At 43.4% G+C, this 24,734-nt stretch carries 25 protein-coding genes; 11 read left to right on the top strand and 14 right to left on the bottom strand.

The window, feature by feature from the left end; all coding sequences use genetic code 11:
- Positions 1 to 5: 5 nt before the first annotated feature.
- The 6 genes from AB5123_RS04560 to AB5123_RS04585 form a co-directional block, all read right to left on the bottom strand.
- Positions 6 to 803, bottom strand: coding sequence for a hypothetical protein (locus AB5123_RS04560; RefSeq protein ID WP_287210073.1), 798 nt, complete (start codon positions 801 to 803; stop codon positions 6 to 8).
- Positions 804 to 839: 36 nt separating this feature from the next.
- Positions 840 to 1,799, bottom strand: coding sequence for an ROK family protein (locus tag AB5123_RS04565; RefSeq protein ID WP_022286632.1), 960 nt, complete (start codon positions 1,797 to 1,799; stop codon positions 840 to 842).
- A 28-nt stretch (positions 1,800 to 1,827) separates the two neighbouring features.
- Positions 1,828 to 2,073 (bottom strand): hypothetical protein, encoded by a 246-nt coding sequence (locus tag AB5123_RS04570; RefSeq protein ID WP_117891857.1) that lies wholly within the window; start codon positions 2,071 to 2,073, stop codon positions 1,828 to 1,830.
- A 10-nt stretch (positions 2,074 to 2,083) separates the two neighbouring features.
- Complete coding sequence (locus AB5123_RS04575) at positions 2,084 to 3,040, bottom strand: type I phosphomannose isomerase catalytic subunit (protein ID WP_038671081.1); 957 nt, start codon at positions 3,038 to 3,040, stop codon at positions 2,084 to 2,086.
- A 149-nt stretch (positions 3,041 to 3,189) separates the two neighbouring features.
- Positions 3,190 to 3,393 carry a hypothetical protein gene (locus AB5123_RS04580; RefSeq protein WP_195387859.1) on the bottom strand — a complete coding sequence of 68 codons (204 nt, stop codon included), beginning with the start codon at positions 3,391 to 3,393 and terminating at the stop codon, positions 3,190 to 3,192.
- 150 nt (positions 3,394 to 3,543) lie between these two features.
- Positions 3,544 to 4,260, bottom strand: coding sequence for a hypothetical protein (locus tag AB5123_RS04585; RefSeq protein WP_337811991.1), 717 nt, complete (start codon positions 4,258 to 4,260; stop codon positions 3,544 to 3,546).
- A gap of 304 nt (positions 4,261 to 4,564) precedes the next feature.
- Between AB5123_RS04585 and ruvX the strand changes: the two genes are divergently transcribed.
- Together ruvX and AB5123_RS04595 are read left to right on the top strand one after the other, a co-directional pair.
- Complete coding sequence (gene ruvX / locus AB5123_RS04590) at positions 4,565 to 4,996, top strand: Holliday junction resolvase RuvX (protein WP_022286628.1); 432 nt, start codon at positions 4,565 to 4,567, stop codon at positions 4,994 to 4,996.
- A complete protein-coding gene (locus tag AB5123_RS04595; RefSeq protein WP_256321355.1) occupies positions 4,959 to 5,819 on the top strand; it encodes a metallophosphoesterase in 861 nt (286 codons plus the stop codon). Before ruvX ends, AB5123_RS04595 begins: the two co-directional genes overlap by 38 nt.
- Here the strand turns inward: AB5123_RS04595 and AB5123_RS04600 are convergent.
- The 6 genes from AB5123_RS04600 to ylxM form a co-directional block, all read right to left on the bottom strand.
- Positions 5,778 to 6,086, bottom strand: a complete 309-nt coding sequence (locus tag AB5123_RS04600; RefSeq protein ID WP_243271447.1) for a sulfite exporter TauE/SafE family protein — start codon at positions 6,084 to 6,086, stop codon at positions 5,778 to 5,780. The genes AB5123_RS04595 and AB5123_RS04600 overlap by 42 nt on opposite strands.
- A gap of 81 nt (positions 6,087 to 6,167) precedes the next feature.
- On the bottom strand, positions 6,168 to 6,527 hold the full coding sequence (locus AB5123_RS04605) for a sulfite exporter TauE/SafE family protein (protein WP_368364562.1): 360 nt from the start codon (positions 6,525 to 6,527) through the stop codon (positions 6,168 to 6,170).
- A gap of 54 nt (positions 6,528 to 6,581) precedes the next feature.
- Positions 6,582 to 6,815, bottom strand: coding sequence for a KH domain-containing protein (locus AB5123_RS04610; protein WP_195249046.1), 234 nt, complete (start codon positions 6,813 to 6,815; stop codon positions 6,582 to 6,584).
- 113 nt (positions 6,816 to 6,928) lie between these two features.
- Positions 6,929 to 7,171: a 30S ribosomal protein S16 gene (rpsP, locus tag AB5123_RS04615; RefSeq protein ID WP_022286623.1), complete on the bottom strand. Its 243-nt coding sequence runs from the start codon at positions 7,169 to 7,171 to the stop codon at positions 6,929 to 6,931.
- A 67-nt stretch (positions 7,172 to 7,238) separates the two neighbouring features.
- Positions 7,239 to 8,606: a signal recognition particle protein gene (gene ffh, locus AB5123_RS04620; RefSeq protein ID WP_022286622.1), complete on the bottom strand. Its 1,368-nt coding sequence runs from the start codon at positions 8,604 to 8,606 to the stop codon at positions 7,239 to 7,241.
- Positions 8,607 to 8,639: 33 nt separating this feature from the next.
- A complete protein-coding gene (gene ylxM, locus AB5123_RS04625) occupies positions 8,640 to 9,035 on the bottom strand; it encodes a YlxM family DNA-binding protein (protein ID WP_022286621.1) in 396 nt (131 codons plus the stop codon).
- Between the two features lie 207 nt (positions 9,036 to 9,242).
- On the opposite strand from ylxM, the gene AB5123_RS04630 reads away from it, so the two are divergent.
- The 3 genes from AB5123_RS04630 (at position 9,243) to AB5123_RS04640 (ending at position 12,712) form a co-directional block, all read left to right on the top strand.
- Complete coding sequence (locus AB5123_RS04630) at positions 9,243 to 10,211, top strand: aldo/keto reductase (RefSeq protein ID WP_038671085.1); 969 nt, start codon at positions 9,243 to 9,245, stop codon at positions 10,209 to 10,211.
- 1,583 nt (positions 10,212 to 11,794) lie between these two features.
- Complete coding sequence (locus AB5123_RS04635) at positions 11,795 to 12,151, top strand: DUF1292 domain-containing protein (protein ID WP_368364563.1); 357 nt, start codon at positions 11,795 to 11,797, stop codon at positions 12,149 to 12,151.
- A gap of 429 nt (positions 12,152 to 12,580) precedes the next feature.
- Positions 12,581 to 12,712, top strand: coding sequence for a hypothetical protein (locus AB5123_RS04640; RefSeq protein ID WP_256321068.1), 132 nt, complete (start codon positions 12,581 to 12,583; stop codon positions 12,710 to 12,712).
- Here the strand turns inward: AB5123_RS04640 and AB5123_RS04645 are convergent.
- Positions 12,705 to 13,523, bottom strand: coding sequence for a sporulation initiation factor Spo0A C-terminal domain-containing protein (locus AB5123_RS04645; RefSeq protein ID WP_368364564.1), 819 nt, complete (start codon positions 13,521 to 13,523; stop codon positions 12,705 to 12,707). The two genes, AB5123_RS04640 and AB5123_RS04645, sit on opposite strands and share 8 nt — an antisense overlap.
- A 614-nt stretch (positions 13,524 to 14,137) precedes the next feature.
- Between AB5123_RS04645 and AB5123_RS04650 the strand changes: the two genes are divergently transcribed.
- The 5 genes from AB5123_RS04650 to AB5123_RS04670 all read left to right on the top strand — a co-directional run bounded on the left by AB5123_RS04650 (position 14,138) and on the right by AB5123_RS04670 (position 21,985).
- Positions 14,138 to 14,554, top strand: coding sequence for a PH domain-containing protein (locus tag AB5123_RS04650; protein WP_117858448.1), 417 nt, complete (start codon positions 14,138 to 14,140; stop codon positions 14,552 to 14,554).
- A gap of 68 nt (positions 14,555 to 14,622) precedes the next feature.
- Positions 14,623 to 15,693: an FkbM family methyltransferase gene (locus AB5123_RS04655; RefSeq protein WP_347503187.1), complete on the top strand. Its 1,071-nt coding sequence runs from the start codon at positions 14,623 to 14,625 to the stop codon at positions 15,691 to 15,693.
- A gap of 11 nt (positions 15,694 to 15,704) precedes the next feature.
- Entirely contained in the window at positions 15,705 to 18,176 is a 2,472-nt protein-coding gene (locus tag AB5123_RS04660) for a glycoside hydrolase family 2 protein (protein ID WP_368364565.1), read from the top strand.
- Positions 18,177 to 18,416: 240 nt separating this feature from the next.
- Positions 18,417 to 20,150, top strand: coding sequence for an ABC transporter ATP-binding protein (locus tag AB5123_RS04665; RefSeq protein ID WP_302833344.1), 1,734 nt, complete (start codon positions 18,417 to 18,419; stop codon positions 20,148 to 20,150).
- A complete protein-coding gene (locus tag AB5123_RS04670) occupies positions 20,150 to 21,985 on the top strand; it encodes an ABC transporter ATP-binding protein (protein WP_302833345.1) in 1,836 nt (611 codons plus the stop codon). Before AB5123_RS04665 ends, AB5123_RS04670 begins: the two co-directional genes overlap by 1 nt.
- A gap of 141 nt (positions 21,986 to 22,126) precedes the next feature.
- Here the strand turns inward: AB5123_RS04670 and AB5123_RS04675 are convergent, their stop codons facing one another.
- Positions 22,127 to 23,323, bottom strand: coding sequence for an acetate/propionate family kinase (locus AB5123_RS04675; protein WP_117876869.1), 1,197 nt, complete (start codon positions 23,321 to 23,323; stop codon positions 22,127 to 22,129).
- A gap of 232 nt (positions 23,324 to 23,555) precedes the next feature.
- Here AB5123_RS04675 and AB5123_RS04680 point away from each other — a divergent pair, with 232 nt between their 5' ends.
- A complete protein-coding gene (locus AB5123_RS04680; RefSeq protein ID WP_117923179.1) occupies positions 23,556 to 24,719 on the top strand; it encodes a nucleotidyltransferase family protein in 1,164 nt (387 codons plus the stop codon).
- The last annotated feature ends 15 nt before the right edge of the window (positions 24,720 to 24,734 follow it).

Below are 24,734 nucleotides of genomic sequence, written 5' to 3' on the forward strand. Positions count from 1 at the left end.
CCTCCTTAGCGGAATGGTCTGTGCTCCACTTCTAATACTTCTCTCTTCATTGTGCGGACTGCTTCATCAACAGCCGCCATAAGCTTTTTCTCAAGTGGAGTACCAACAACATCAGCATTGTAACATACGCCGATGTAGCTTTGGGGGTTGAACTCATCATGGAATTGACAGTTATAAAAATACTCTATCTTGCCAAACCTGTTTTTCACCTTGGCTTTGAACTGTATCCTAGGTCCCATATCATCAACACGCAGGAACATCATTGCATTGTCAGGCGTGCCGCCATTTCGACATTTATCTATCATATAGTATATCTCGTCATCAGGCGCACTTACCATTTCAAAATAAGGTGTATTGCTGTCAGAGTAATTGTCATCAAAATCATCATCACAGTTTGGCAGATACATTGCGCCATAATCAAAGTCACATTCTGTTTCGATGAAATCACCGCTCAGGTCAAATGATACTTTCACCCTTATTTCTGCGTCCTTGCCGTCGAATATCTCATAGGTTATCTCTCTTGACGGCTTTGCAGGAATGCTCGCTGTGTCAAGAACTTCCTGCGGTGTGGTATATTTCGGTCTTGTATAAGCACAATTGCTTCTCTTGCCTGAACTTGAAGTGGTTGCAGTGCTTGGTTTGTTTGAAGCTGTAGTGCTTGAAGAGCCGTTTATAGCTTCGTCCTTTTTGTCCATAGCCTGATTAAACAGGTCTTTAAGTCCTGTCGGACCATTGCCGTTCTTTGCCGCAGCGTTGTCTATTGCGTCAACCGCACCCTTTAAAAGCTTATCAAATAATCCCATTGTAGTTACCCCTTTTCTTTTGTCAGTGAATAATTTTTATTTCTTGTGTGAAAGTCCAAGGAATGCCGCACCTATAATGCCTGCGTCATTTCCGAGCTTTGCAATAACTATCTCAGTGTTCTTTGCTGAATTCTTTGTGTAAATTTCCTTAGCCACAAGCTCTTTCAGTGGCAGGAGCAGAGGGTCGCCCTCGTTGCATACGCCGCCGCCGATACAGAGAATATCAGGCTGGAAAATGTTTATTGTGTTTGTGATTCCGCAGGCAAGATACTTTATGTATTTGTCAACAACTTCCTTGCCTGCCTTATCGCCTGCTCTCATGGCGTTGAACGCAGTTCTTGCAGATACCTTGCCATCCTCTTCGTTCATTTTCCACATGATAGAGTCCTTGTCCTCGAACATAGCCTCTTTTGTCATTCTTACAAGACCTGTTGCAGAAGAGAACACCTCAAAGCAGCCGTGTCTGCCGCAGGTGCACTGCGGACCGTTAGGGTCGATAACAGTGTGACCTATCTCAGCACCTGCAAAGTTGAAGCCTGAATATATCTTTCCGTTAATGATTATTCCTCCGCCAACGCCTGTGCCGAGAGTGATGCAAACAGCGTCGTTCGCACCCTTTGCTGCACCTGCAACATACTCGCCGTATGCCGCAGCGTTAGCATCATTTTCAACATAGCAAGGCTTGTCGATAAACTTCTTCATAAGGTCAACAACGTGGAAGTTAAGGAAACCAAGGTTGTTTGAATACTCAATAACGCCAGTGTCAGAATTTGCAGTGCCAGGTGTGCCGATACCTACAGACTCTATCTGTTCTATCTCCAGCCCTGCGTTCTTTACAGCTTCCAAAGCGACCTTAGCCATATCCTCGCAGATCTCCTCTGCAGGTCTTGGCAGATTGGTCTTGCAGGTAGCCTTTGCGATTATCTCAAATTCTTCATTTACAACACCTGCTTTGATGTTAGTGCCGCCAAGATCAATACCAATGTAATACTTCATAATAATTTCTCCCTTTTATTTTCTGAGCTTACTGAGCGTTATCGTTCTCAGTGTCATCATCATATTCGTGAAAGTTTATCTCTTCCTTTTCCTCTTTTGGCTTTTGGGCTTCAGCCTTTTTTGCTATGGCGTCATATACCAGAAGATACACAAGCTCCAGCACTACAAAGCTGATAAGACCTATCCAAAATGAGCTTGCCACAACTCCGATAATAAAAGCAATCACAAGTGCGCCAAGCTCACCTATCTCCTTTTTCAGGTCAAGTTTAAGCATTTATCTCACCTTAGTCTATCTTTGTAAGCACGAATGTGCATTTGCCCTCAACAGTATACTTGCCTGTGCCTGCTGAAATGAATACGCTTTCGCCCTTCTTTGCAGAAACAGTTTCGCCACCGCTGATAACAGGCTCACCCTCGAGAACGAGAATACTGTTGAAGCTGTTTTCGTCAGCGTCAAGCTCAGCCTTTGTTTCAACGTTCACTCTGTATGTTGTGAAGTATTCGCATTTTGAAAGAAGCTTTATGTCATAGCCGTCCTTCTTCTCAACAGGTGTCTCAGGATACTGCTCAGCAGGAGCAAGCTTTGTTACGTCAAGAGCCTTGTTAACGTGAAGCTCTCTAGGCTTGCCGTCCTTGCCAACTCTGCCATAGTCATAAATTCTGTATGTAGTGTTTGAGTTCTGCTGTATCTCAGCAATAAGGATACCCTTGCCGATAGCATGGAGCGTGCCTGACTTGATGAAGAAAACGTCGCCCTTCTTAACAGGTACAGCGTTTGTTACTTCAAGCAGTGTGTTGTCAGCGATCCTTCTTGCAAATTCTTCCTTTGTTATCTCGTGCTTGAAACCGTAGAGAAGAGTTGCACCCTCGTCACAGTCAACAACATACCACATTTCTGTCTTGCCATATTCGCCTTCAACTCTCATTGCATAATCGTTGTCAGGGTGTACCTGTACAGAAAGATTGTCCTTAGCGTCAATGAGCTTAATAAGGATAGGGAAGTTCTCGAATCTTTCACAGTTCTTGCCAAGAACGCCCTTGCCTGCCTTTTCGATATACTCATTGAGTGTCAGACCCTTGTATTCACCGTCAGCAACAACGCTTGGACCGTCTTTATGACAAGAAAGCTCCCAGCTCTCTGCGACCTTATCATAATCGCACTTTTTGCCGTACTCATCTCTAAGTCTGGTGCCGCCCCAGATGTAGTCCTTAAATGCTGGATCAAGTTTAAATATTGACATTTTATATAGCCTCCAATTATTAAATATACCTTTTAATATAATACCATAACTCCGTCTATAAGTCAATATTTCTGGTATAAAAAAAGCAGGAGAACGAACTGCTCGTTCTCCTACTGTGGATATATATAATTATTTTAAACGTTGTTATCCTAAGCCTTCAGACTCTCCCAAAGCTCGTCTACCGAATCAAATGGGCCAACGAGATTTTTACCCTCTTTGGCTTCGTCAAGGACTTTCTTTGTTTCTTCGTTAGGCTCTTCTTTCTGAAGTCCTTGCAAGATAACAATAAGAGCATTGAGCTGTTCTTCTGTGAGATTGTCTATCATACTGTATGCAAGTTCTTTTGTACTCATAGCTCTGCCTCCTTAAATATCTGACTAATTGTTTCGTTCTTGCTTTTATTATACCACATCAAACCATGTTGTCAAGCAATATTGCGACGTATTTTGACGAAAAAAAGCAGGAGAACGAACTGCTCGTCCTCCTGCTGATAGCGTTATTTTTTATTTCTTCTCGTCCTCATCGTTCTTAGGCTCGTCAAAAAGGTTTTTCTTGTCAACGAACTTGCCGGTGCTTACGTCAAAGGCTTCGCTTGACTTCTTGTTCATGATTATCACAATTACCACAACTGCGATAGCAATTCCTGCGATGACCGCAATAACTATGATAATAGGGTTTGTTCCCTTTGAGTCTTTTTCTTCCTTTTCTGCATAAGTCTTTGTCTTGCAGTTCGTTACCGTTATGCCTGTTACTGTTATCTTTGCCCTGTCAGTTGCGCCGATTATGATGTTGTATACCTGACTGAAATCGTCCGTGCCGTATGCAGTTGCGATAGATTCAAAATCATATGTAGCTGATGAATCGTCAAACTTCACAGGTGCTATCTTTGCCCATACCGCACCGTCCTGAGCGGCTGGTGTAGTGGTGTTGTCCCAGCTCTGGAAAATAAGCTCAGCATTGTATTTGTTTCCTGCCTTTTCGTTTATTTCCTCGCTCTTGAATGTGACGATTATCTCTGAATCCTTTGTAAGCCTTGTTGCGTTGAAAGTTGCCTGATCGACAGTGATAGACTGTTTCCAATTGTTACAAGCCTCTGCGGAAGAGCAGTCGATAGTAACGTCTTCTGTTTCCGCATTTTCGGCAAAAGCTGTCAGTGTGCATGAGAATATTGAAGCGCAGGCGATGATAGCAGTCATTGCTACTGATAAAAATTTCTTCATTTTTCTTTTTCCTTTCCAATTCTTATATAATATAATTTTGCACAAAACTTAACCCTGATATTTGTGCATACCCTCTGATAATAAAGCATTATAACATAATTAAAAATAAAAATCAATAACCATAATGCACAAATAATCACAGTATTTAAGGAACTATTTTACTTTTTTAAGCAAATGGTATCCAGAGAGCTCTTCTACATTGCGCTTTTTGCAGTTTAATTCCCAAAATCCTGCTTTAGGACTTGTTTTACAGACAGTGTTATGATATAATGATAAGAAAAGTTTTGATATAGAGGTGCACGAAATGAAAATAATGGCAATAGATTATGGTGACGCAAGAACAGGCTTCGCAATAAGCGACCGCTCTGAGTTTCTTGCTTCTCCTATTGGCACTGTTCCTGAGAGAAACGCCGAAAGGCTTGCAGATAAGGCGGCTCAGACGGCGGCTGAATACGGTGCAGGTGAGATAATAGTAGGTCTGCCTATAAACATGAACGGCACGGAAGGCCCAAGAGCAGAGAAGTGCAGGGCATTTGCCGAGCTTTTGAAAGAGCGTACCGACCTGCCGGTGAGAATGTGGGACGAGCGTTCCACTACCGTCACCGCACACAATATCCTTAACGAAACAAACGTCAGGGGAAAGGCAAGAAAGGCTGTTGTAGATACAGTTGCCGCAACGATAATTTTGGAGGGCTATCTTGAATACAGAAGAAAAAAAGCAAAGCAGGCTGACTAAAAAGCAGAAAAGAAATATCATCATAGTGATAATAGTGCTTGTGGTAATGGTATTAGCTGATTTCGTGTGGTCTAATACCTATATCGAGGTCAAAAAGCTGTCAGCGCATTTTGACAACCTGCCTGATGGCTTTGAGGGCTGTAAGATAGTTCAGATATCTGACTTCCACAACGAGTGGGGCAAGGGCTACATAGATAGGCTGACGGAAAAGGTCAAAGACTGTGAGCCTGACTATATCTTTGTCACAGGGGACAGCGTAGATCAGATCTTCCCCGATGTTGACCGCTCCCTTGAGTTTATGAAAAAGCTTCCTGACATATGTCCTGTCTATCTTGTTATGGGCAACCATGAATACAATCTTTCTCAGGAGGAAAGGGAACAGTTTGTTGCAGGTTGTGAAAGCTATGGTGTAAACGTCCTCTATAACGAGCATACCACACTCACACGAAATGGTGATACTATAAGCCTGTTGGGCTTTGACAATATGGAAAATGACAGCGAGGCTTTTTCTCATGTCACAGAGGATTTTGTCATACTGCTAAATCACTATCCCGAGGATTGCAACTATTTCAGCAAGACCGCAGTGCAGTATGGAACGCATATAGACATAGACTTCACAGGCCACGCACATGGCGGACTTATAAGGCTTCCACTTGTGAATGGTCTTTATGCACCCGGTCAGGGTCTGTTCCCGAAATACACCGACGGCACTTACAGCGTGAACGATACAACGCTTGTGGTGTCAAGGGGAGTAGGCAATAGTGGCTGGACACAGCGTTTTTCAGACCCTTTTGAACTTGTGCTTTTCACTCTTGAAAAATAACTCTTTCAGTCCCATTAGGATAAGGAAAATACCAAAAGCTTTTGAAAGCAGGCTTTGCTCTATCCTGTTTGCAAGCCATGCTGATATAATAACAGCGGCCGTTCCCCACAAAACTGCGGGAACGGCTTTTTTCCATTCCACAAGCTTGTTTTTCGTGTGAAGCACAAGGCTTATTATTGCGATAGGGATAAAAAACACAAGGTTTATCCCCTGTGCCGCTATCTGAGAAAAGCCTGCAAAGACCGTCAGATAAACTATAAGCACCATTCCTCCCCCAAGACCCATGGAGGCAAAGATACCGGTGAGAAAAGCCACCGCACATATTGTATACCAAGCCGTAATATCACCCTATTTCATAAATATCCTCACGCCAGCAATTATCATAAGTGCGCCGAAAATGCGTTTTAGCAGGCTGTTTGAAAGCTTTTTCATGAGCATTGCACCCACTGCCGCACCAACTATCCCAAGTGGTATGAATTTCACTGCCTGCGAAAAATCAAGACTGCCGCCCTTGAAATATACAAGTCCGCTTATAATAGACAATGGAAGCGTTATAGCAATGGACGTGGCATGAGCTTTTTTCGCCTCACTGCCGCCTTTTTCAAGCATAGGCACTGCTATCATTCCGCCGCCTGAACCGAAAAAACCGTTGCATATCCCCACGGCTATACCTGTGAACGCATTGAAGCATTTTTTATTTACACGCAAAAAAATCACCCCATACTATTATCTGTACGGGGTGATGATTTATTCACTGAACTATCAGTCTATCTCTACCATTATTTTCTGATCCAAACGGGAAGCACCGGCACGCATTACAACTCTTATAGCCTTTGCGATCCTGCCCTGCTTGCCGATAACTCTGCCCATATCGTCCGGAGCAACGTGAAGATGGTAAACCACGATACCCTCTGCGTTAGGCTCGTCAACAACGACCTCAACAGCGTCCTTGTTTTCAACAAGCTCAGAAACTATAGTTTCGAGTAATTCTTTCATAAAAATATCTCCATTCTCCCACGAAAATGCGGCAGGGAAGCGTTTTCCCCGCCGAAAACGGCAAGCGAAGTGGTGGGATAGGTGGCTCACCGTCTGAATTGTCTTGTCAGCTATTAGATAGTGCCGTTCTTCTTGAGAAGAGCCTTAACTGTATCAGTTGGCTGTGCACCGTTAGCGATCCAAGACTTTGCCTTTTCGTCGTCAACCTTGAGTACAGAAGGTTCCTTAGTTGGGTCATAGTAGCCCAGCTCTTCGATGAAACGTCCGTCTCTTGGATATCTTGAATCAGCAACTACGATTCTGTAGAAAGGAGCCTTCTTAGCACCCATTCTTCTGAGTCTGATCTTTACTGCCATTGTATTTTCACCTCCATAAAAAACTTCATATATCAAATCAATCACTTGATTGCTGATAGCTTATCAACTATTGTGGCATTCCGCCGCCAAGTCCTTTGAGAAGTGCCGCTCTGTTTCTTCTGGATTTCTTTCCGTGAAGATTTCCACCGATACCGAACTGCTTCATCATTTTCTGCATCTGTTCAAACTGCTTAAGAAGCTGATTTACGTCAGATACCTGTGTGCCGCTTCCGGCAGCGATACGTCTTTTTCTCTTAGGGTCAATGATCGCAGGCTTTTCTCTTTCAGCCCTTGTCATTGAATTTATCATAGCCTCAGTTTTTTTCAGCTGAACCTCGCCCTGCTCCACCTGCTCGTCTGTTACCTTGTTTGCGCCCGGAAGCATTCTGATAATAGACTTCATAGAACCCATTTTCTGTATCTGCTTCATCTGCTCCAGCAAGTCGTTAAGGTCAAAGCCCTTTTCCTGCATTTTTTCTGCAAGTTTTTTGGCGTCCTTTTCGTCAACTGTCTGAGTAGCCTTTTCGATAAGTGTGAGCATATCGCCCATGCCAAGTATTCTTGAAGCCATTCTCTCAGGGTGGAAAGCCTCAAACTCGTCAAGCTTTTCGCCCATACCAACGAACTTGATAGGCTTACCTGTTACAGCAAGCACTGAAAGCGCCGCACCGCCTCTTGTGTCAGAGTCGAGCTTTGTAAGGATAACGCTGTCGATACCAAGAGCCTCGTCAAAGCTTGAAGCTACCTTTACAGCGTCCTGACCGATCATAGCGTCAACAACGAGCATTATCTCGTTCGGCTCAGCGATCTTCTTGATGTCTTTAAGCTCGTTCATAAGCTCCTCATCAATGTGAAGACGTCCTGCCGTATCTATGATAACAAGGTCATTGCCATAATCCTTGGCGTGCTTGATACCCTCTTTTACTATCTTTCGTGGGTCTATCTGACCCATTTCAAATACTGCGACTTCAGCTCTCTCTCCCACAACCTTTAGCTGTTCAATAGCCGCAGGTCTGTAAACGTCGGCTGCTATAAGCAGAGGACGTTTGCCCTCTTTCTTGAACATCTTCGCAAGCTTTGCAGCGTGTGTTGTTTTACCTGAACCCTGAAGACCGCACATCATTATGATGCAAGGCGGCTTGTTAGGGAAGTTTATCTTCGAGTTAGCCTCGCCCATGAGCTTTATAAGCTCGTCATTAACTATCTTTATGACCTGCTGACCAGGAGTAAGGCTCTTCAGCACTTCCTCGCCAACGCTTCTCTCTGTTACCTTGGCAATAAAATCTTTTACTACCTTGTAGCTAACGTCAGCCTCAAGCAGAGCCATTTTAACTTCACGCATTGCCTCTTTTACATCGGCTTCGCTAAGTTTACCTCTTGATTTAAGACGCTTGAACACGCCGTTTAGTTTTTCTGAAAGTCCTTCAAACGCCATAAGCTGTCCTCCGTATAATTTTTTTATCTATATCTATTCTTCTTCCGTATATTCTGCGTTGTCAAATTCATCAAGCTTAGAATCGAGATTTTCAAGAAGCACTATCACCTTTTCGGCGATATCTCTCGCATAATTCTTTTTTTTACACTCGTTAAAAACGTCCATAGCCTGAGCCTTGAACTCTTTAAGCTCTGCCAGATAAGCCTCCTGCTGTTTTAGCAGACCTAGCTTTTCTTCATAATCAGCCATTGCAGTTTCACATTTTTTTATAGCGTCATGAACGCCCTGTCTTGAGATGTCTAGCTGAGCGGCGATCTCTCCCAACGACAGATCGTCATTGTAATAAAGATCCATGATCTCGTTTTGTTTATCGGTGAGCAGGCAGCCATACAAGTCGAGCAAAACGCTGTTTTGCAAATTTTTACTCATGCCGCTTACCTCCTAATGGATTTCTGTAAAGTCATAAACCTTTACAATTATATATCAAGTTTACCGACTTGTCAAGGGGTTTTTATGAAAAAATAAAATTTAACAAAATCCTGTGGAAAAAGTCCTTTTTATATGGTATAATAATATATTGCTGGACATAGTGATGATAAATAGTATAGGAAATTGTATGCCAAGGGGGAAGAGTACATGATAAGCTATGTGTTGAAAAACGACAGATATGAAATGAAAGTCCCTGCCCTGACTTTTGGTGCGGCAGGTTTTGAGAGAAACGATTGTGACGATGTGTATTTTGAGTTTCTCGACAAATATGTAGAGCTTGGCGGCTGGTGTATCGATACCGCAAGAGTTTACTGCGACTGGCTGGAGAATGGTCACGATTCCAGCGAGGGCGTAATAGGCAGATGGCTCAAAGCCAGAAACAATCGTGATAAAATTTGTATTGCCACAAAGGGCGGTCACCCTGAAATGGGTCATATGGACGAAAGCCGTCTTAGCAGGGAAGAGCTTACAAAGGATCTTGAAGCAAGCCTGAGAGTGCTGGGCGTTGACTATGTGGATATTTATTTTCTTCATCGTGACGACCCGAAGATACCTGTGGAAGAGATAATGCCAGTTCTCAATGATTTTTATGAGAGCGGAAAGATACATTTTATAGGCGTTTCAAACTGGACAACTCAGAGGATAGAGGAAGCGAATAAGTTTGCAGAGGAAAACGGCATGGAGCCTATCAGGATCAGTCAGATAAACTACAGCCTTGCACATTCGAGCGTTGAAACTTTCGGTGACAATACTCTTGTTTGTATGGATACAAAGGAGTTCCGCTGGTACAAGAAGCATGATTTTCCTGTTATGGCGTTCTCCCCACAGGCAAAGGGCTTTTTTGCAAAGCTTGCAAAGGGCGACGCTGCAAACAATCTCCCTGAGGGACAATATGCAGGCCCTGCTAATCTTGCAAGACTTGCAAAGGTAAAACAGCTCAGCGAGCAGACGGGGGACACTCCGGCAAAGATAACCCTCGGCTATCTGAACAGCCAGCCGTTTTTTGTATCGTCAGTTTTCGCAGTAACAAAGCTGTGGCAGCTTGACGAGGATATGGAAGCGCAGGATCTTACATACGATCCAAAGACAGTGGCTTTCCTTGAAAATATGATATAAAATAAAAGCACTCTGCATTGACCGCAGGGTGCTTTCTTGTTTTTTGAATATTGTAGGGGACGGCGTCCTCGACGTCCCACCCCTTACACAAAAAACTTAACTATGTGATATCTGAATACACCACATAGTTAAGTATGTACGTTCATATTGATTATGCCATTGGTATTACGCCCTTCTGAAAATTCTAGTCGCAAACTCATGCTAAATTGTACTTTGGACTCACGCCTTTCAGTAAAATTCTGTCCGCATAATATAAGCTATTCCATTGGATCTATTTCCTTTCGGTAAAAATAATCTCTAAGTGCAAATTACCTTTCCATTGGATTTATTTCCTTTCAAAATATTAAGTTATGCCTCAGTGGATAAAACTTAACGTGCCATCGGACTTAACACCTTTCGTGAAAATTTATTGTCAATGAAACTTATTACATTTCCATTGGAATTATCGCCTTTCGCATAATTTCAAGATCCTATGCTCATCATATCAGATAAGCCTTGCTGAAGTAACTGGCGGATTCACCTCCAAATATCAGATGTTCAAAAGCCTTGAGTGCATTTTCATAACGCACCACTCCTTCAGTATTTTATATGATCTTTAGAAAAATCTTAGTCAGTAAATCAAATCGGTAAGAGCATTAAGCTCGTAAATTTCTTGGCGGACTCACTCCATTCTATTTCATGTTCAAGTTCCTTTTGTGCATTTTCATATGCACCACTCCTCGAAATTTATTTGATTTTTATAGCTCTGTGAGCTTTTTTTGTTCAGAAGCTAAATTTTACATTGGAATCACTCTTTCAGTTTATTTCTTTACCTCTGAAAAGCTGAAATTGTGCATTGGAAACACTCCTGTCTAAATTTTATTTGCAAACCTTCTGTAACCGATCATGTCGATCACTCCTTATATAAAAGTTGCAAAATATTCAATTGTAAATTTGAGAGTATCCTTAAATTGCAGTAACTCTGTGCTGTGATTAATCCATGAGGCTCTGCAATTTCTTCCTGTGTAAATCATATATGTCTGGATTCCTGTCAGCTCATTCGTCTGCGTCTTGATCCTTTTTTACTTTAAGAAATTGCCGAGCCTATGGATACTCTCCTGGATCTCTGATGCGTCCATTGGACTCGCTCCTTTCATATCTTATTAGGTATCCGATGAGCCTGCCCGCCTGCTGAACTGTAGTGTACCTAGTGTCGGGTATATGCTGTGTCCACCGATCTGCCTGTGATATATAAGGAAAACCTCTCGCCTAACTTCGCTTTGCCGTGCCCTCTGAAATCGTTACTGTATCGTCAGACCGTTGACCGTTTCAGCGAACCCTGTTGTCTGCTTTTGTTTGGCTCTTTGTTTTTCCTTGACTATACTATACCACATCTTTTGTTACTTGTCAATAGTTTTTCTCAACTTTTTTGTGATTTTTATATTTAATATTACTTTTACAAAATGCGCTTGACTTTGATTTTGCAGTGTAGTATAATTAAAGTGTTGCGGTGGTCAGAAACAGTCTTTCTGTTCTGATTTTTTCGATATATCCCACTCAGAAAGTGCCGATATACCGCACAAGATCATGTTAGGAGGATAATTATGGATAACGAGTTTCTGCCGGACCTCTACGAGCTGGAGGACGAAAATGGTAATAAGCAGACTTTTGAGCTGTTGGACGCAATGGAATATGGTGACGAGAAGTATTATGCTCTCACTCCTTATTATGAGAACGGTGACGAAGCCCTTGAAGATTCAGGCGACGTTGTGATACTCAAGGCTGAGTATGACGAGAACAATGACGAGATACTTGCTTCTATCGAAGATGATGACGAGTATGAGAAGATCGGTCAGATGTTCATGGAGCGTATCGATGAAATGTTCGAGTTTGACGATGAGGACGAAGACGATGATTGCGGCTGTGGCTGCGGTTGTCAAGATCACGACCACCTGTCATAAGAAAAATATCTCAGCATATAGGCTTGTCAATATGTAAAATGTACAATTTTATGTACTTTGATTTGCTGAAATTACCTATTGATATTATGGATATGTTGTGATATACTAAGTAACAGAAAAAGTTTCCTGCCTTGTGCGAACAAGCACAGTTATTATAAATCCAACACTTCTAAAAAGGGATTCAGACTCTGGAAAGGGATTGCAGACCTCCCGAACGAAACCGCATTTGCCGTTTCGTAAACGGACGAAGGGAGCGTGAAGCTTTCAGGCTGTTTTACCCACCCTGCTTTTATAGCGGGTTTATCGGCTGTGCGACGGCAAGGCGGCTTTTACTTAAACACTGAGCGTACCGATTTTTCGGTACGCTTTTTTGTGTCATAAAAACCATGTCGGCATAAAATGAGATAACGGAGCGTCTGCAGTGATCGTATGACAGTGGGTGACGCAGCAGAAGATCTGCGTCCGCAGGGCAGCCCGTTGTCATTTACTGCAGGACGTTTCGTTTATATAGAAAAAAGCCGCTGTGCCTGTGGGCATAACGGCTTTCTTCTTGTCAGATAAATAAACTACTTTCGCTAGTATGTTCAGCGGTGGCTGATAATGCCTTTTCCGCTGGATATTTGCTGTTTATGTATTCGGCGGCAACGAAAATAAATTCGCTGTTCGTGGGGTAGTGGTCAGGTCTTATGGCGAAATTACCGAATATCTCGGCTTTGTCTTTGTCATGAGCCTTTTCCCAACCGATCCTTATGGCGGTGCGCATGTTTCTTTCAACGCTTACTGTGGTTACTCCATGTGCCGCCGCTATCTCTGGATAAATGACCTTTGTAACACGTCTGTTGGCTTTGTCTGTCGTAAGAGCCATTTTTATTGCCTCTTTGATGTAGCCATAGCCGTTATAATTCGGAGTTATGCACAACCGCTTCATCACGGTGGATATAGCAGATTGTATGTCGCCATTGGTGTACCCCTCGTCAGAGCTTCGTGTTATTGTGATGTTCAGATCTGCAGAATCGTCAGGACACTGAAGCGCTCTGAGTGCGTTTTTGATATCCGCACAGCTTAGAGGACTTTTTATTATCATGTCTGCGTATTTTGCAAGTCCATTGTTGGTTTTTCTATCGGAAAGCATGATTATTTTCAGCTTAGGACAAGCCCCTTTGAGATTTTTGCATAGCTCGTATGGAAATTCAGTTATTTCTGAAATTATCAGAAAATCAGGTTTGCTTTTAAGCACCTCAAGCTGTATCTCCAGTGGATTGTAGTCTGACTGCGCAACATTGTACCCCTGTTTTTTCAGATAGTCTGCCACCTTCATGCCGGCCTGATTGAGGCTTCCGACAAGGATTTTGATCACGTCTTTTTTACACATTTTAAATCTTCCTCCGGTTTTTTTATTTTTTTAACTTTATACTACACTTGCAGTATAACATTTTTACAATATAATTTCAAGTTTTTTACTTAATTTTCTTGCTTTTTGTACTGTGTTTTAAGAAACACGCAACAATCTATACATAGTAAATAAACAAATGTCGGTTATGACCAAATTTCGAATGAGATAATTGTGCAAATATTGTAATTTACACAGAGAAAATAAGCTTTTGTGTCGTTTAAATCAATATATTATATGAATAAATTGACGATTTGCTATATTTTACATCAACTTTACATTGTTATGAAAGCTTATTTTATGTAGAAAAAAGTCGAAAATGCCAGCAAAGATTGCTATATAATTAATGAAATATTAAAATAAATGCATGATATTATATTTGTTAATATAAATATAATCAATTAGAAATATGTATATGAATAGTATTTTTACATAGCTTTTACAAAGGATAATTTCTTGACAAAAGCTTTATTGCGTGGTAAAATATACGGGAGGATCGTTGCAAAAACATGGTCAGCAGCTTTTTTGTGCCACCAGTTTGCAATGATGTCTTTGTAAAAAATTATAGATAATGTTGAGGGAGGCGACGTCGTTTTATGAAAAAAGACGTTATCAATTACATTTGGACAGATAAGAAAAGAACGATTTTTGGTCTGCCTATATCATTTACAAGATATTTTCTCACAGAAGATAAGTTTATAACACGCAAGGGTTTTCTTAGCATAGAGGAAGACGAGCTTGACCTTTACAGGGTCATCGACAAAAAGCTTGTCCTGCCGTTCGGACAAAGAATGTTCGGCTGTGGCACAATAGTAATGAATGTCAAAGACGTTGATACGCCTATTAAGGAAGTCAAGTCCATAAAAGCACCAAGAGATGTGCTTGCACAGCTTGATAAGTATATCAATATAAATCGTGATAGATACCGTGTAAGGGGCAGAGATATGGTCGGCGGTGACGGCGGTCATTGCCATGATCATGATGATTTTGATATCAATGACGATATCATATAAAGTTCTATAAGAATAAGGGGCTTTCGCAGATCTTTCTGTGAGAGCCTTTTTTGGAGAGGAAAGTGTGAATGTTTTCAAAAGAATATTTTCAGTCCCTTGAAAGCTCGTGGGACAGGCTCAAGACCTGCGAAAAGCCGATATTCATATACGGCATGGGCGATGGAGCGGAAAAGCTTCTTGATGAATTTGATAGACTTGGCATAAAATGCACAGGTGTTTTTGCAAGCGACGATTTTGTCCGTGGACAAAGCTTCAGAGGGTTTAAGGTGCAGACTTTCTCTCAGGTGCAAGCGCAGTTTGGGAATATCACAGTTGTGCTTGGCTTTGGCACGAGCCTGCCTGAGATAATGGAGCGTATCGACAATATTGAAAAAAGCTGCGAGGTCATAGTGCCGGAAATGTGCGTTGCAGGCGATGAAAATTTCAGCAAGGAAAAGCTTCTCTCAATGTATTCTCAGGCTGAAAAAGCTTACCGCCTTTTTGATGACGATATTTCAAAGCTTACCTTTGAAAAGCTGACAGCGTTCAAGATAACAGGCAAGCTTTCTTATCTCCGTGAGATATTTACGGATAAGGACAAGATAACCGAGATACTTCCCCTTGGAGAAAACGAGATATACTGCGACTTGGGAGCATACACAGGCGACACTGCCGAAGAGCTTATCTCACGCACAGGGGGAAAGTATGAGAGAATATATGCCCTCGAACCTGAGAGAAAAAACTTTCAGAAATGCCTGAAAAATCTAAAAGCCAATGACAATATAAGTCTTTACAATGCCGCCGCATGGAGCATTGATACAGAGCTTTATTTCGCAGGCGGCGCAGGCAGACAGGGCAGAGTAGATACCGCAGGAAAAAAGGTTCGTGCAAGAAGTCTGGACAGCGTCCTTGCAGGCAAAAAATGCACCTATATAAAATATGACGTTGAGGGAGCAGACCTAGAAGCTCTCAAAGGCAGTGAATATACCATTTCACGCTATGCCCCGAAAATATGCAGTGCGTTGTATCACAGACCATATGATTATATCACTCTGCCTCTGTATATAAACAGACTTTGCAAGGGTTACAAATTCTATATCCGTCAGGAAAGATATTACCCCGCATGGGAAACAAACCTTTTCTGCGTCCATGATAAATAAGGAGAAAAATAATGAGTATAACAGTAAGCCTTAACGATAACTGGAAAATGAAAAAAGCAGGCACGCAGGAGAGCTTTGACTGCAAAGTTCCATGCTCTGTATATAAGACACTGCTTGACTATAAAAAGATACCCGACCCATATTATCGTGAGAACGAGTATATCTCCACACAGATATGCGACGATGATTACGATTTTGAAACTACATTCACCGCAGACAAGGCCGCAGTGGAGTGTGAGCATACTGTCCTGCACTTTGACGGCATTGATACCATAGCAAACGTCTATCTCAACGGCATTCACCTTGGCAGAGTGAACAATATGCACAGAGCGTGGGAGTTTCCTGTCCATGGTATTATCAAAGAGGGGGACAACACTCTCACAGTGAAAATAACCTCGCCAAACAGATACATAAAAGAAATGGATGAAAAACGTCACCTTTGGGGCGTTGACTCCACCATGACAGGCTATACACATATAAGAAAAGCCCATTGTATGTTCGGCTGGGATTGGGGTCCAATGCTCCCTGATATGGGAATATGGCGCAGTGTATCCCTTATCGTCCCAGGTGCAGGACGTATACTTGACGTTTACTACAGCCAAAAGCACACCGATAACAAAGTGACTTTGAAAGCCCTTTTGCATATAGAAAACCACGGCTGTAAAAAAGCTATGGTGGAAATATCCGACCCGCAGGGCAATATCACCGCAAAAGCCGACATAAGCCTGGAGGAAAGTGCAGAATATTATGAAACAGAGCTTGTGATAAACGACCCTCAGCTTTGGTGGGTGAACGGCTATGGCGAACAGCCACTTTATAGCTGTGCAGTGACTTTGTATGATGAAAATGACGCTTGCGCTGATAAAAATGCTCAGAGAATAGGTCTTAGAACTTTAACTGTCAGCCGTGAAAAAGATCAGTGGGGCGAGGAGTTCTGCTTTATAAACAATGGCGTGAAGATATTTGCCATGGGCGCAAACTATATCCCCGAAGACCAGATAGTCACACGCTGTAACGAAGTGAAAACAAGAAAGCTCCTTGCAGATTGCAAGGCCGCAAACTATAACTTTATAAGAGTGTGGGGAGGCGGTTATTATCCTGACGAGTATTTCTATGACTACTGCGACGAGAATGGTATCATAGTATGGCAGGACTTTATGTTCGCCTGCTCTGCATATCTGCTCACGGAGGAGTTTGAAGAAACTGTCCGTGGGGAAGTTCGTGACAACGTTATCCGCCTGAGAAACCACCCCTCTCTTGGTCTGTGGTGTGGCAACAACGAGATAGAATCCGCATGGGAATATTGGGGTCTCCCCGAGGACGAGGAAGCAAAGCGTGACTATCTTACCATTTTTGAGGATATTATCCCACAGGTGCTTAAAGCCTATGACCCATGCGAAAACACATTCTATTGGCCGTCATCACCTTCATCAGGGGGAGGCTTTAAGGACGCTTCCTCAAACCATGCAGGGGATATGCACTATTGGGACGTTTGGCACAACTTCAAGCCTATCGAAGCGTTCAGAGAATTTTATTACCGCTTCTGCTCAGAATACGGCTTTGAAAGCCTGCCTGATATAAAGACCTGCCGTGCCTTTGCCGATGAAACAAAGGGCGACTTTGACCTTTGCTCACCAGTTATGGCGGCGCATCAGAAGTGCGTCCAGGGCAACGAGAAGATAATGTACTATCTCGCTCAAATGGTAAGATATCCATATGATTTCAAACAGCTCATCTATTCCTCACAGCTTGTTCAGGCGGATTGCATACGCTCAAATGTTGAGCATATGAGAAGAGCAAGGGGCAGATGTATGGGTTCAGACTATTGGCAGGTGAACGATTCAAACCCTGTTATCTCATGGTCAAGTATCGACTATTTCGGCAGGTGGAAAGGTCTGCATTATTATGCAAAGCGTTTTTACGGTCCGTGCCTTATCTCCTGCGACGATACCAATAGAAAAAAGCCTGTCCTTAACATATCCAACGAGCGAATGACAGCCTTTGAGGGTGTGGTAAAATGGACGCTGAGAAACAACAAAGCAGAAATTTTGCAAAGCGGAGAAAAATCCGTGAACGTTCCGGCTCTCACAGCACAGAACGTCCTTGACATAGACCTTTCACAGGAGCTTGTCAGCCGTACCGACCCTCGTGAAAAATATCTCGAATATTCCATTATGGAGAACGGCAAGGTGTTGAGCTTCGGCACAACTCTCTTTGTGCGCCCGAAAGAATTTACATTCTTAGAGCCTGCCATAACCTACGGCATATCAGAAAGCGAGGATAAATTCGCCCTGACATTCTGTGCCGAGAATTATGCCAAAAGCGTTTGCCTCAGCCTGAAAACCGCAGATTGCGTGTTCTCTGACAACTGGTTCGATATCCACGGAAAAGAGCCTGTTACCATAATGATAGACAAAGCCTCCCTCAGCAGAAAAATGACAGCGCAGGAACTTTCTGAGGAACTTGAGATAATGCACAATTAGGCTGTGATAAAGGTTATGCCTTGGGCGTAGCCTTGTCACCAGCATGGATAGTTTGATGTGGATCATTAGCAATGCAAGAGCAATGCGGGCGAACGCTGTTAGCCACTACATAAAAAATGTTATATCATATATTTTGTAGTGGCTGGCGTCCTTGACAGCCCACTGCTCTGCATTTGCTATCTTCCGTCAATGTTCCCCTGCGTATAAGTAGCCTGAAATAAAATTTTAGGAGGAACTGCTTTGAAAGTAAAACTAAGCAAATACTTGAAGCCCTATGCACTGTTTGCGGTGCTGACACCTCTATCCATGGTGGGAGAAGTGCTGGGCGACCTGCTTCAGCCAAAGCTTATGTCAAAAATAGTTGACGATGGCGTGCTGGGTCAGGATATGAACCTTATCATAAGAACGGGACTTCTCATGCTCCTTGTTCTTATAGGCGGCGGAGCTTGCGGAATTGCGGCTTCTGCGTTCGGCGGAATAGCTTCCCAAAGCTTTTCAAGAGATCTGCGTGTGGACGTTTTTAAGCGTGTCATGGGTCTTTCATTTGAACAGACCGACAAGTTCACCACAGGCTCATTGGTAACACGTCTTACAGCGGATATAACCGCTATCCAGCAAATGGTAGACTTCATGCTGAGGATGTTGGTGCGTGACAGCCTGCTGTTTTTCGGCGGAATAATCATGATGCTTACTCTGAACGTTCGCTTTGGAATAATAATCCTATGTGCCTTGCCTGTAGAGATAATAATGATGATAGTAATTCTCAAAAAGGCAAACCCATACTATTCTATCGTTGCAAAACGTCTTGACAGCGTAAACTCTGTGGTTCAGGAGAACGTCACAGGCGCAAGAGTAGTAAAAGCCTATGTGAGAGAGGATACAGAAGAAAAGCGTTTTGACGATGCAAATATAAGCCTTATGGAATCAAACCTCCGTGTTCAGACCCTTATGGCTATCCTTCAGCCGCTTCTTATGATAATACTCAATCTGTCTGTTATTGCCGTTATAGTTATAGGCGGCTGGCAGGTGCAGGCACAAGCTATGAAGGTCGGCGAGGTCATGGCGGCTATCACATATCTTACTCAGGTCTTGCATGGCGTAATGATGATGTCTATGATGTTCCAGACCCTCGCAAAGGCTTCCGCATCTGCAAACAGATTGAGAGAAGTCCTTGAAACTGACCCAGTTATAAAAAGCGGCAGCGTTTCCCTTTCAGATAAAACAGGGGGCACAGTGAGCTTTAAAAACGTTTCATTCTCCTATCCTGAAACCAAGGGCAGACCTGTTATCTCAGACTTTACCCTTGATATAAAGTCAGGCGAGAGCGTCGCCATACTAGGTGCAACTGGTTCGGGAAAATCTTCACTTGTAAATCTTATTCCAAGATTTTACGATTGTACAGCAGGGGAAGTCCTCGTTGACGGCGTAAACGTCAAGGATTGTAAGCTTGACGAGCTTAGAAAGAAAGTTGGCATAGTCCTGCAAAAGAGCGAGCTTTTCTCAGGCACAGTTGAGGACAACATAAAATGGGGCGACAAAAACGCTACCCATGAGGAGGTCATCTCCGCTGCACAGGCAGCTCAGGCTGACGAGTTCATTCAGAAGATACCTGCAGGCTATGAGGGTATTATAGCTGAAAAGGGTGCTTCACTGTCAGGCGGTCAAAAGCAAAGGCTTTCTATCTCAAGAGCGGTACTTAAAAAACCTGAGATCCTCATTCTTGATGATTCCACCTCCGCCCTCGACCTTGGCACAGAAGCTAAGCTCCGTGCGGAGATAGACCGCAAAATGAACGGCACTACCCTTATCATAATCGCACAGCGTATCCAGAGCGTAAAATCATGCGACAGGATAGCCGTCCTTGACCACGGCAAGCTTTGTGCCTGCGATACTCATGAAAATCTGCTAAAGACCTGCGAGGTATATCAGGATATCTACGCCTCACAGGTAAAAACGTCAGGAGGTGAAGTGTAATGCCTCCAATGCCTCCAATGGGACCCGGCGGAAGAAAACCGGGCGGACCTCACGGTGCAAGGCTCACAATGGAAAAGCCTAAGGACGCAAAGAACACCCTTAAAAAGCTCATAGGCTATATAGGCAGAAACAGATATCTGTTTTTCGCTCTTATCGGTGTAATGCTCATCATAACTCTGCTCAATCTTGCCGCACCGTCTATCCAGCAGATAGCCATAGACTGCATTACTCTCACCAAAAAGAAAACAAGCGTTGACTTCGGTGCGCTTGGCAAAACGCTCATAGGTCTTGGGGCAGTTTATCTCCTGTCCTCTGTTTTCACCTATATGCAGGGAATATTCTCTGCAAAGCTTTCACAGTACACAGTAAAGACCATGCGTAAAGACTTGTTCTCAAGCCTTGTAAGACTTCCTATAAAGTATCTCGATACCCACAGCCACGGCGATATAATGAGCCGTATGACAAACGACGTCGAGAATATCTCCACAACTATCTCTCAGTCTATAGGCTCGCTCATCTCAGGCGTGCTTACAATTGTGGGAACAGTTGTCATAATGCTTCTGTATTCACCGCTTCTTACCCTTATCTCACTGTCTACAGTGTTCCTTACCATATTCGTTTCAGGCGTACTCACAAAGTATATGAAGAAATACTTCATCAAACAGCAGGTGCTTCTTGGCGAGATAAACGGTGAAGTGGAAGAAATGGTAGTCGGATATAGAACGGTCGTTTCCTATGGCAAAGAGCAGGACGCTGTTGACAAGTTCGAGAAAATGAGCAACAATCTGAAAAAATGCGGCATAAAAGCTCAGATATTCGGCGGTGTAATGGGCCCTTGCATGAACTTAATATCCAATTTCGGCTTTATCCTTATCGCAGCCTTCGGCGGCTGGTTCGCAATAAAAGACTTTATAACAGTGGGAACTATTCAGGCTTTTATACTCTATTCAAAACAGTTCTCACGTCCTATCAATGAGATTGCAAATCAGTTTGCGAATATCCAGACCGCAATAGCAGGCGCAGAGCGTATCTTTGAAGTCATGGACGCCGATAAGGAAACTGACGAGGGCAAGGCTGACTTTGAGGTGGAAAACGTCAAAGGCGATATCAGTTTCAAGCATATAGATTTCTCGTATGTTCCTGAAAAGCAGGTGCTAAAAGACCTCGATCTTGAAGTAAAAGCAGGTCAGAAAATAGCCATAGTCGGTGCAACAGGCTCAGGCAAGACCACCATAGTGAACCTCCTCACAAGATTTTATCCCGTTGACAGCGGTGAGATAACCATAGACGGTCAGAGCATTTACGATATCCCGAAAGACAAGCTCAGACGTTCCATAGCCATAGTTTTGCAGGATACAGTGCTTTTTAAGGACACCATAGAGGAGAATATCCGCTACGGCAGAGAAAACGCTACCCTTGATGAAATAAAGGCGGCGGCAAAGTTTGCGAACGCAGACGAGTTCATCGAAAGACTTTCCGAGGGTTACGACACAGTGCTTGCCGAGGGCGGCTCAAACCTTTCACAAGGTCAGCGTCAGCTTCTCTCCATAGCAAGAGCAGTGCTTGCCGACCCGAAGATACTTATTCTTGACGAAGCCACTTCCTCGGTTGATACCAGAACTGAGATGCACATTCAGTCCGCAATGGTGGCTCTTATGAAAAACAGAACGTCCCTTATCATCGCTCACCGACTTTCCACTATCCGTGACGCTGATAAGATAGTCGTTATCGACGGTGGACGTGTTGCAGAGCAGGGTAGCCATGAGGAGCTTATCGCCGCCAAGGGCTGTTACTACAGACTTTATCAGACGCAGTTCTCAGGCGTTAAGACCTGATATAATGGTGTTTGGAAAACGTATATAGCCAATATCGTACGTTCAAACAAATCAAGGCACAGGAAAACCTCTCCTGTGCCTTTTTTATGCGCAAAAAAGACGGCTCTCATAAGAAAGCCGTCCTTAATGTTATCTGAAATATTACTTTGTAACAAGTGCCAGAGTATCTCTTGCAATGAGAAGCTCCTCGTTTGTTGGGATAACATAGACCTTTGTCTTAGACTCGTCAGTGGAGATCTCCTTGAGTATTCCACGGCAGAGATTCTTCTCAGCATCAATGTGGATACCGAGGATATCAAGATTTGAGCAAGCAGCCGCTCTTACCTCAGGTGCGTTCTCGCCGATACCGCCTGTGAAGATAACAGCGTCAAGGCCGTTCATTGCAGCAGCGTATGAGCCTATGAACTTCTTGATCTGATAAGCAAATATCTCGCTTACGATAAGCGCTCTCTCGTTGCCCTCGCTTGCAGCAGCCTGAATATCTCTGTTGTCAGAGCCTATACCAGAAAGACCAAGGAAGCCTGACTTTTTGTTCATGTATTCTGTCATCTGGTCAGGTGTAAAGCCCATTTTCTTTTCAACATAGTCAACAGCAGAAGGGTCAACAGAGCCGCAGCGTGTGCCCATTACAAGACCGTCAAGAGGAGTGAAACCCATTGATGTGTCAACAGACTTGCCACCATTGATAGCTGTGATAGATGAGCCGTTGCCAAGGTGGCATGAAACTATCTTAAGCTCCTCGATAGGCTTGCCCATTACTCTTGCAAGCTCGCCTGAAACAAATCTGTGTGATGTTCCGTGGAAGCCGTATTTTCTTACATGAAGATCAGTGTAGCACTCGTATGGCAGACCGTAGAGATAAGCCTTTCTTGGCATTGTTGAGTGGAAAGCAGTGTCGAATACGACTACCTGTGGTGTGCCTGCTGGGATAACTGCCTTGCAGGCTCTCAGTGCAAGAGCGTGTGGGTGGTTATGTACAGGTGCAAGCTCAGCCAGTGAGTCGATCTGGTCGATAACTTCGTCTGTTACAAGGCAGGTCTCCTTGAATATCTCAGCACCCTGAACTATTCTGTGACCAACGGCTGATATCTCAGACATAGAGTCGATGACCTTTGTTTCGCCTGATGTGAGTACCTCAACGAGCTTTTCAAAAGCCTCAGTGTGAGTAGGGAAATTGCAATCCTCCTCGATGTGTCTGCCGTCGCCTGTCTTTGCGCTTACATGGCCGTCGATACCGATACGGTCGCAGTTGCCCTTTGCGATAACAGACTCGTCCTTCATATCCAGAAGCTGATATTTAAGTGATGATGAACCTGCGTTTACAACTAAGATTTTCATTGGAAAAAATCTCCTCCCGATTATAATATGTCAGATAATGGGCTTGACTTTAAGCCCATAATATCATATACTTATAGTATATCAATATTAATGATAAATTTCAAGAGCTTTTTTCATAAATATACATATTGCACAATTTTTTTACTAGGGCTTAACATATTAGTATCATAATTCGCAGTAAGCTTTTGAAAGACGGAATAAAATATGCATAGGGTAGAAAGAGGAGTAAAAAATGAAAATTGCGGGAATAGTTGCGGAATATAATCCGTTCCATAACGGACACAAATATCAGATACAAGCCACAAGACAGGCTGGCGCAGAGGGTATCGTCGCAGTAATGAGCGGCGATTGCGTGCAGCGTGGCTCAGCGGCTGTTTTCTCAAAATATGACAGAGCGCAGGCTGCTATAAGAAACGGTGCAGACCTTGTTATAGAACTGCCATGCCCGTTCTCATGTTCAAACAGTGAGGTCTTTGCAAGAAGTGCAGTAAGGCTTCTTGCAGGTCTCGGGGAGGACGTGGTAACGACCTTGTCTTTCGGCTGTGAAAGCGGTGATAGGAACGCCCTTGAACAGGCAGCTGAAATATCCGCAATGCTTGAAAATTCACAGCAGGTAAGAGAACTTTTATCTCAGGGAAAGTCCTACCCGCAGGCTATGTATGAAGCCTCCATAGGTCTTTATGGCAGAACCGCCGAAGAGATATTCTCCACACCAAATAACGTTCTTGCAGTTGAGTATATAAAGGCGGCAAAGCGTATAGCCCCATGGCTAGTGCCTTATGCCGTAAAGCGTGAAGCTGTTGCACATGATTCTCAGGCAGAGTCTGGTAATTTTGCTTCGGCTTCTCATATAAGAGAGCTTATAAAAGAGGGCGGTGAGTGGCAGAAATTTGTTCCATATGATTTTGAGGGCTGTAAGCCGTCCTTTACCCGGCAGGCAGGCAGAGAAATGCTTTTCAAGCTCTGCACAGCTTCAAGAGAAGATTTTCTAGCCCTACCTGACTGCGACGAACACCTTGCCAACAGATTTATGTCTGTCGTAAGCTCCTGCCCTGAAACTATGGATATCTTTGAACAGCGTATAAAGTCAAAGAATATCACCATGGCAAGAGTAAGAAGAATGGTCCTGCACCTTGTTCTCGGCATCAGAAAGGACGATATCAGACAAGTGCCATACGGCAGGATCCTTGCCTTTAACCGCACAGGCACACGCATACTTGCGCAGGCTGAGAACAGAACTCTGGAGTATGATACCTCGCTGAAAAAGCTTGAGGATATCTCCGACTATGCAAAGCGTGTTGCTTTCCTTGAAAAGAACGCAGTAAGACTTAGAGAAACAGCGGCATACGGCAGATGTATTTCAAACGAGTATACAAGAAAGATAACCATAACCTGAGATAAACAGGAGGGC

Source organism: Ruminococcus sp. RTP21204st1_B2_RTP21204_210225 (assembly GCF_040914135.1).
GTDB classification, from domain to species: domain Bacteria; phylum Bacillota; class Clostridia; order Oscillospirales; family Ruminococcaceae; genus Hominimerdicola; species Hominimerdicola aceti.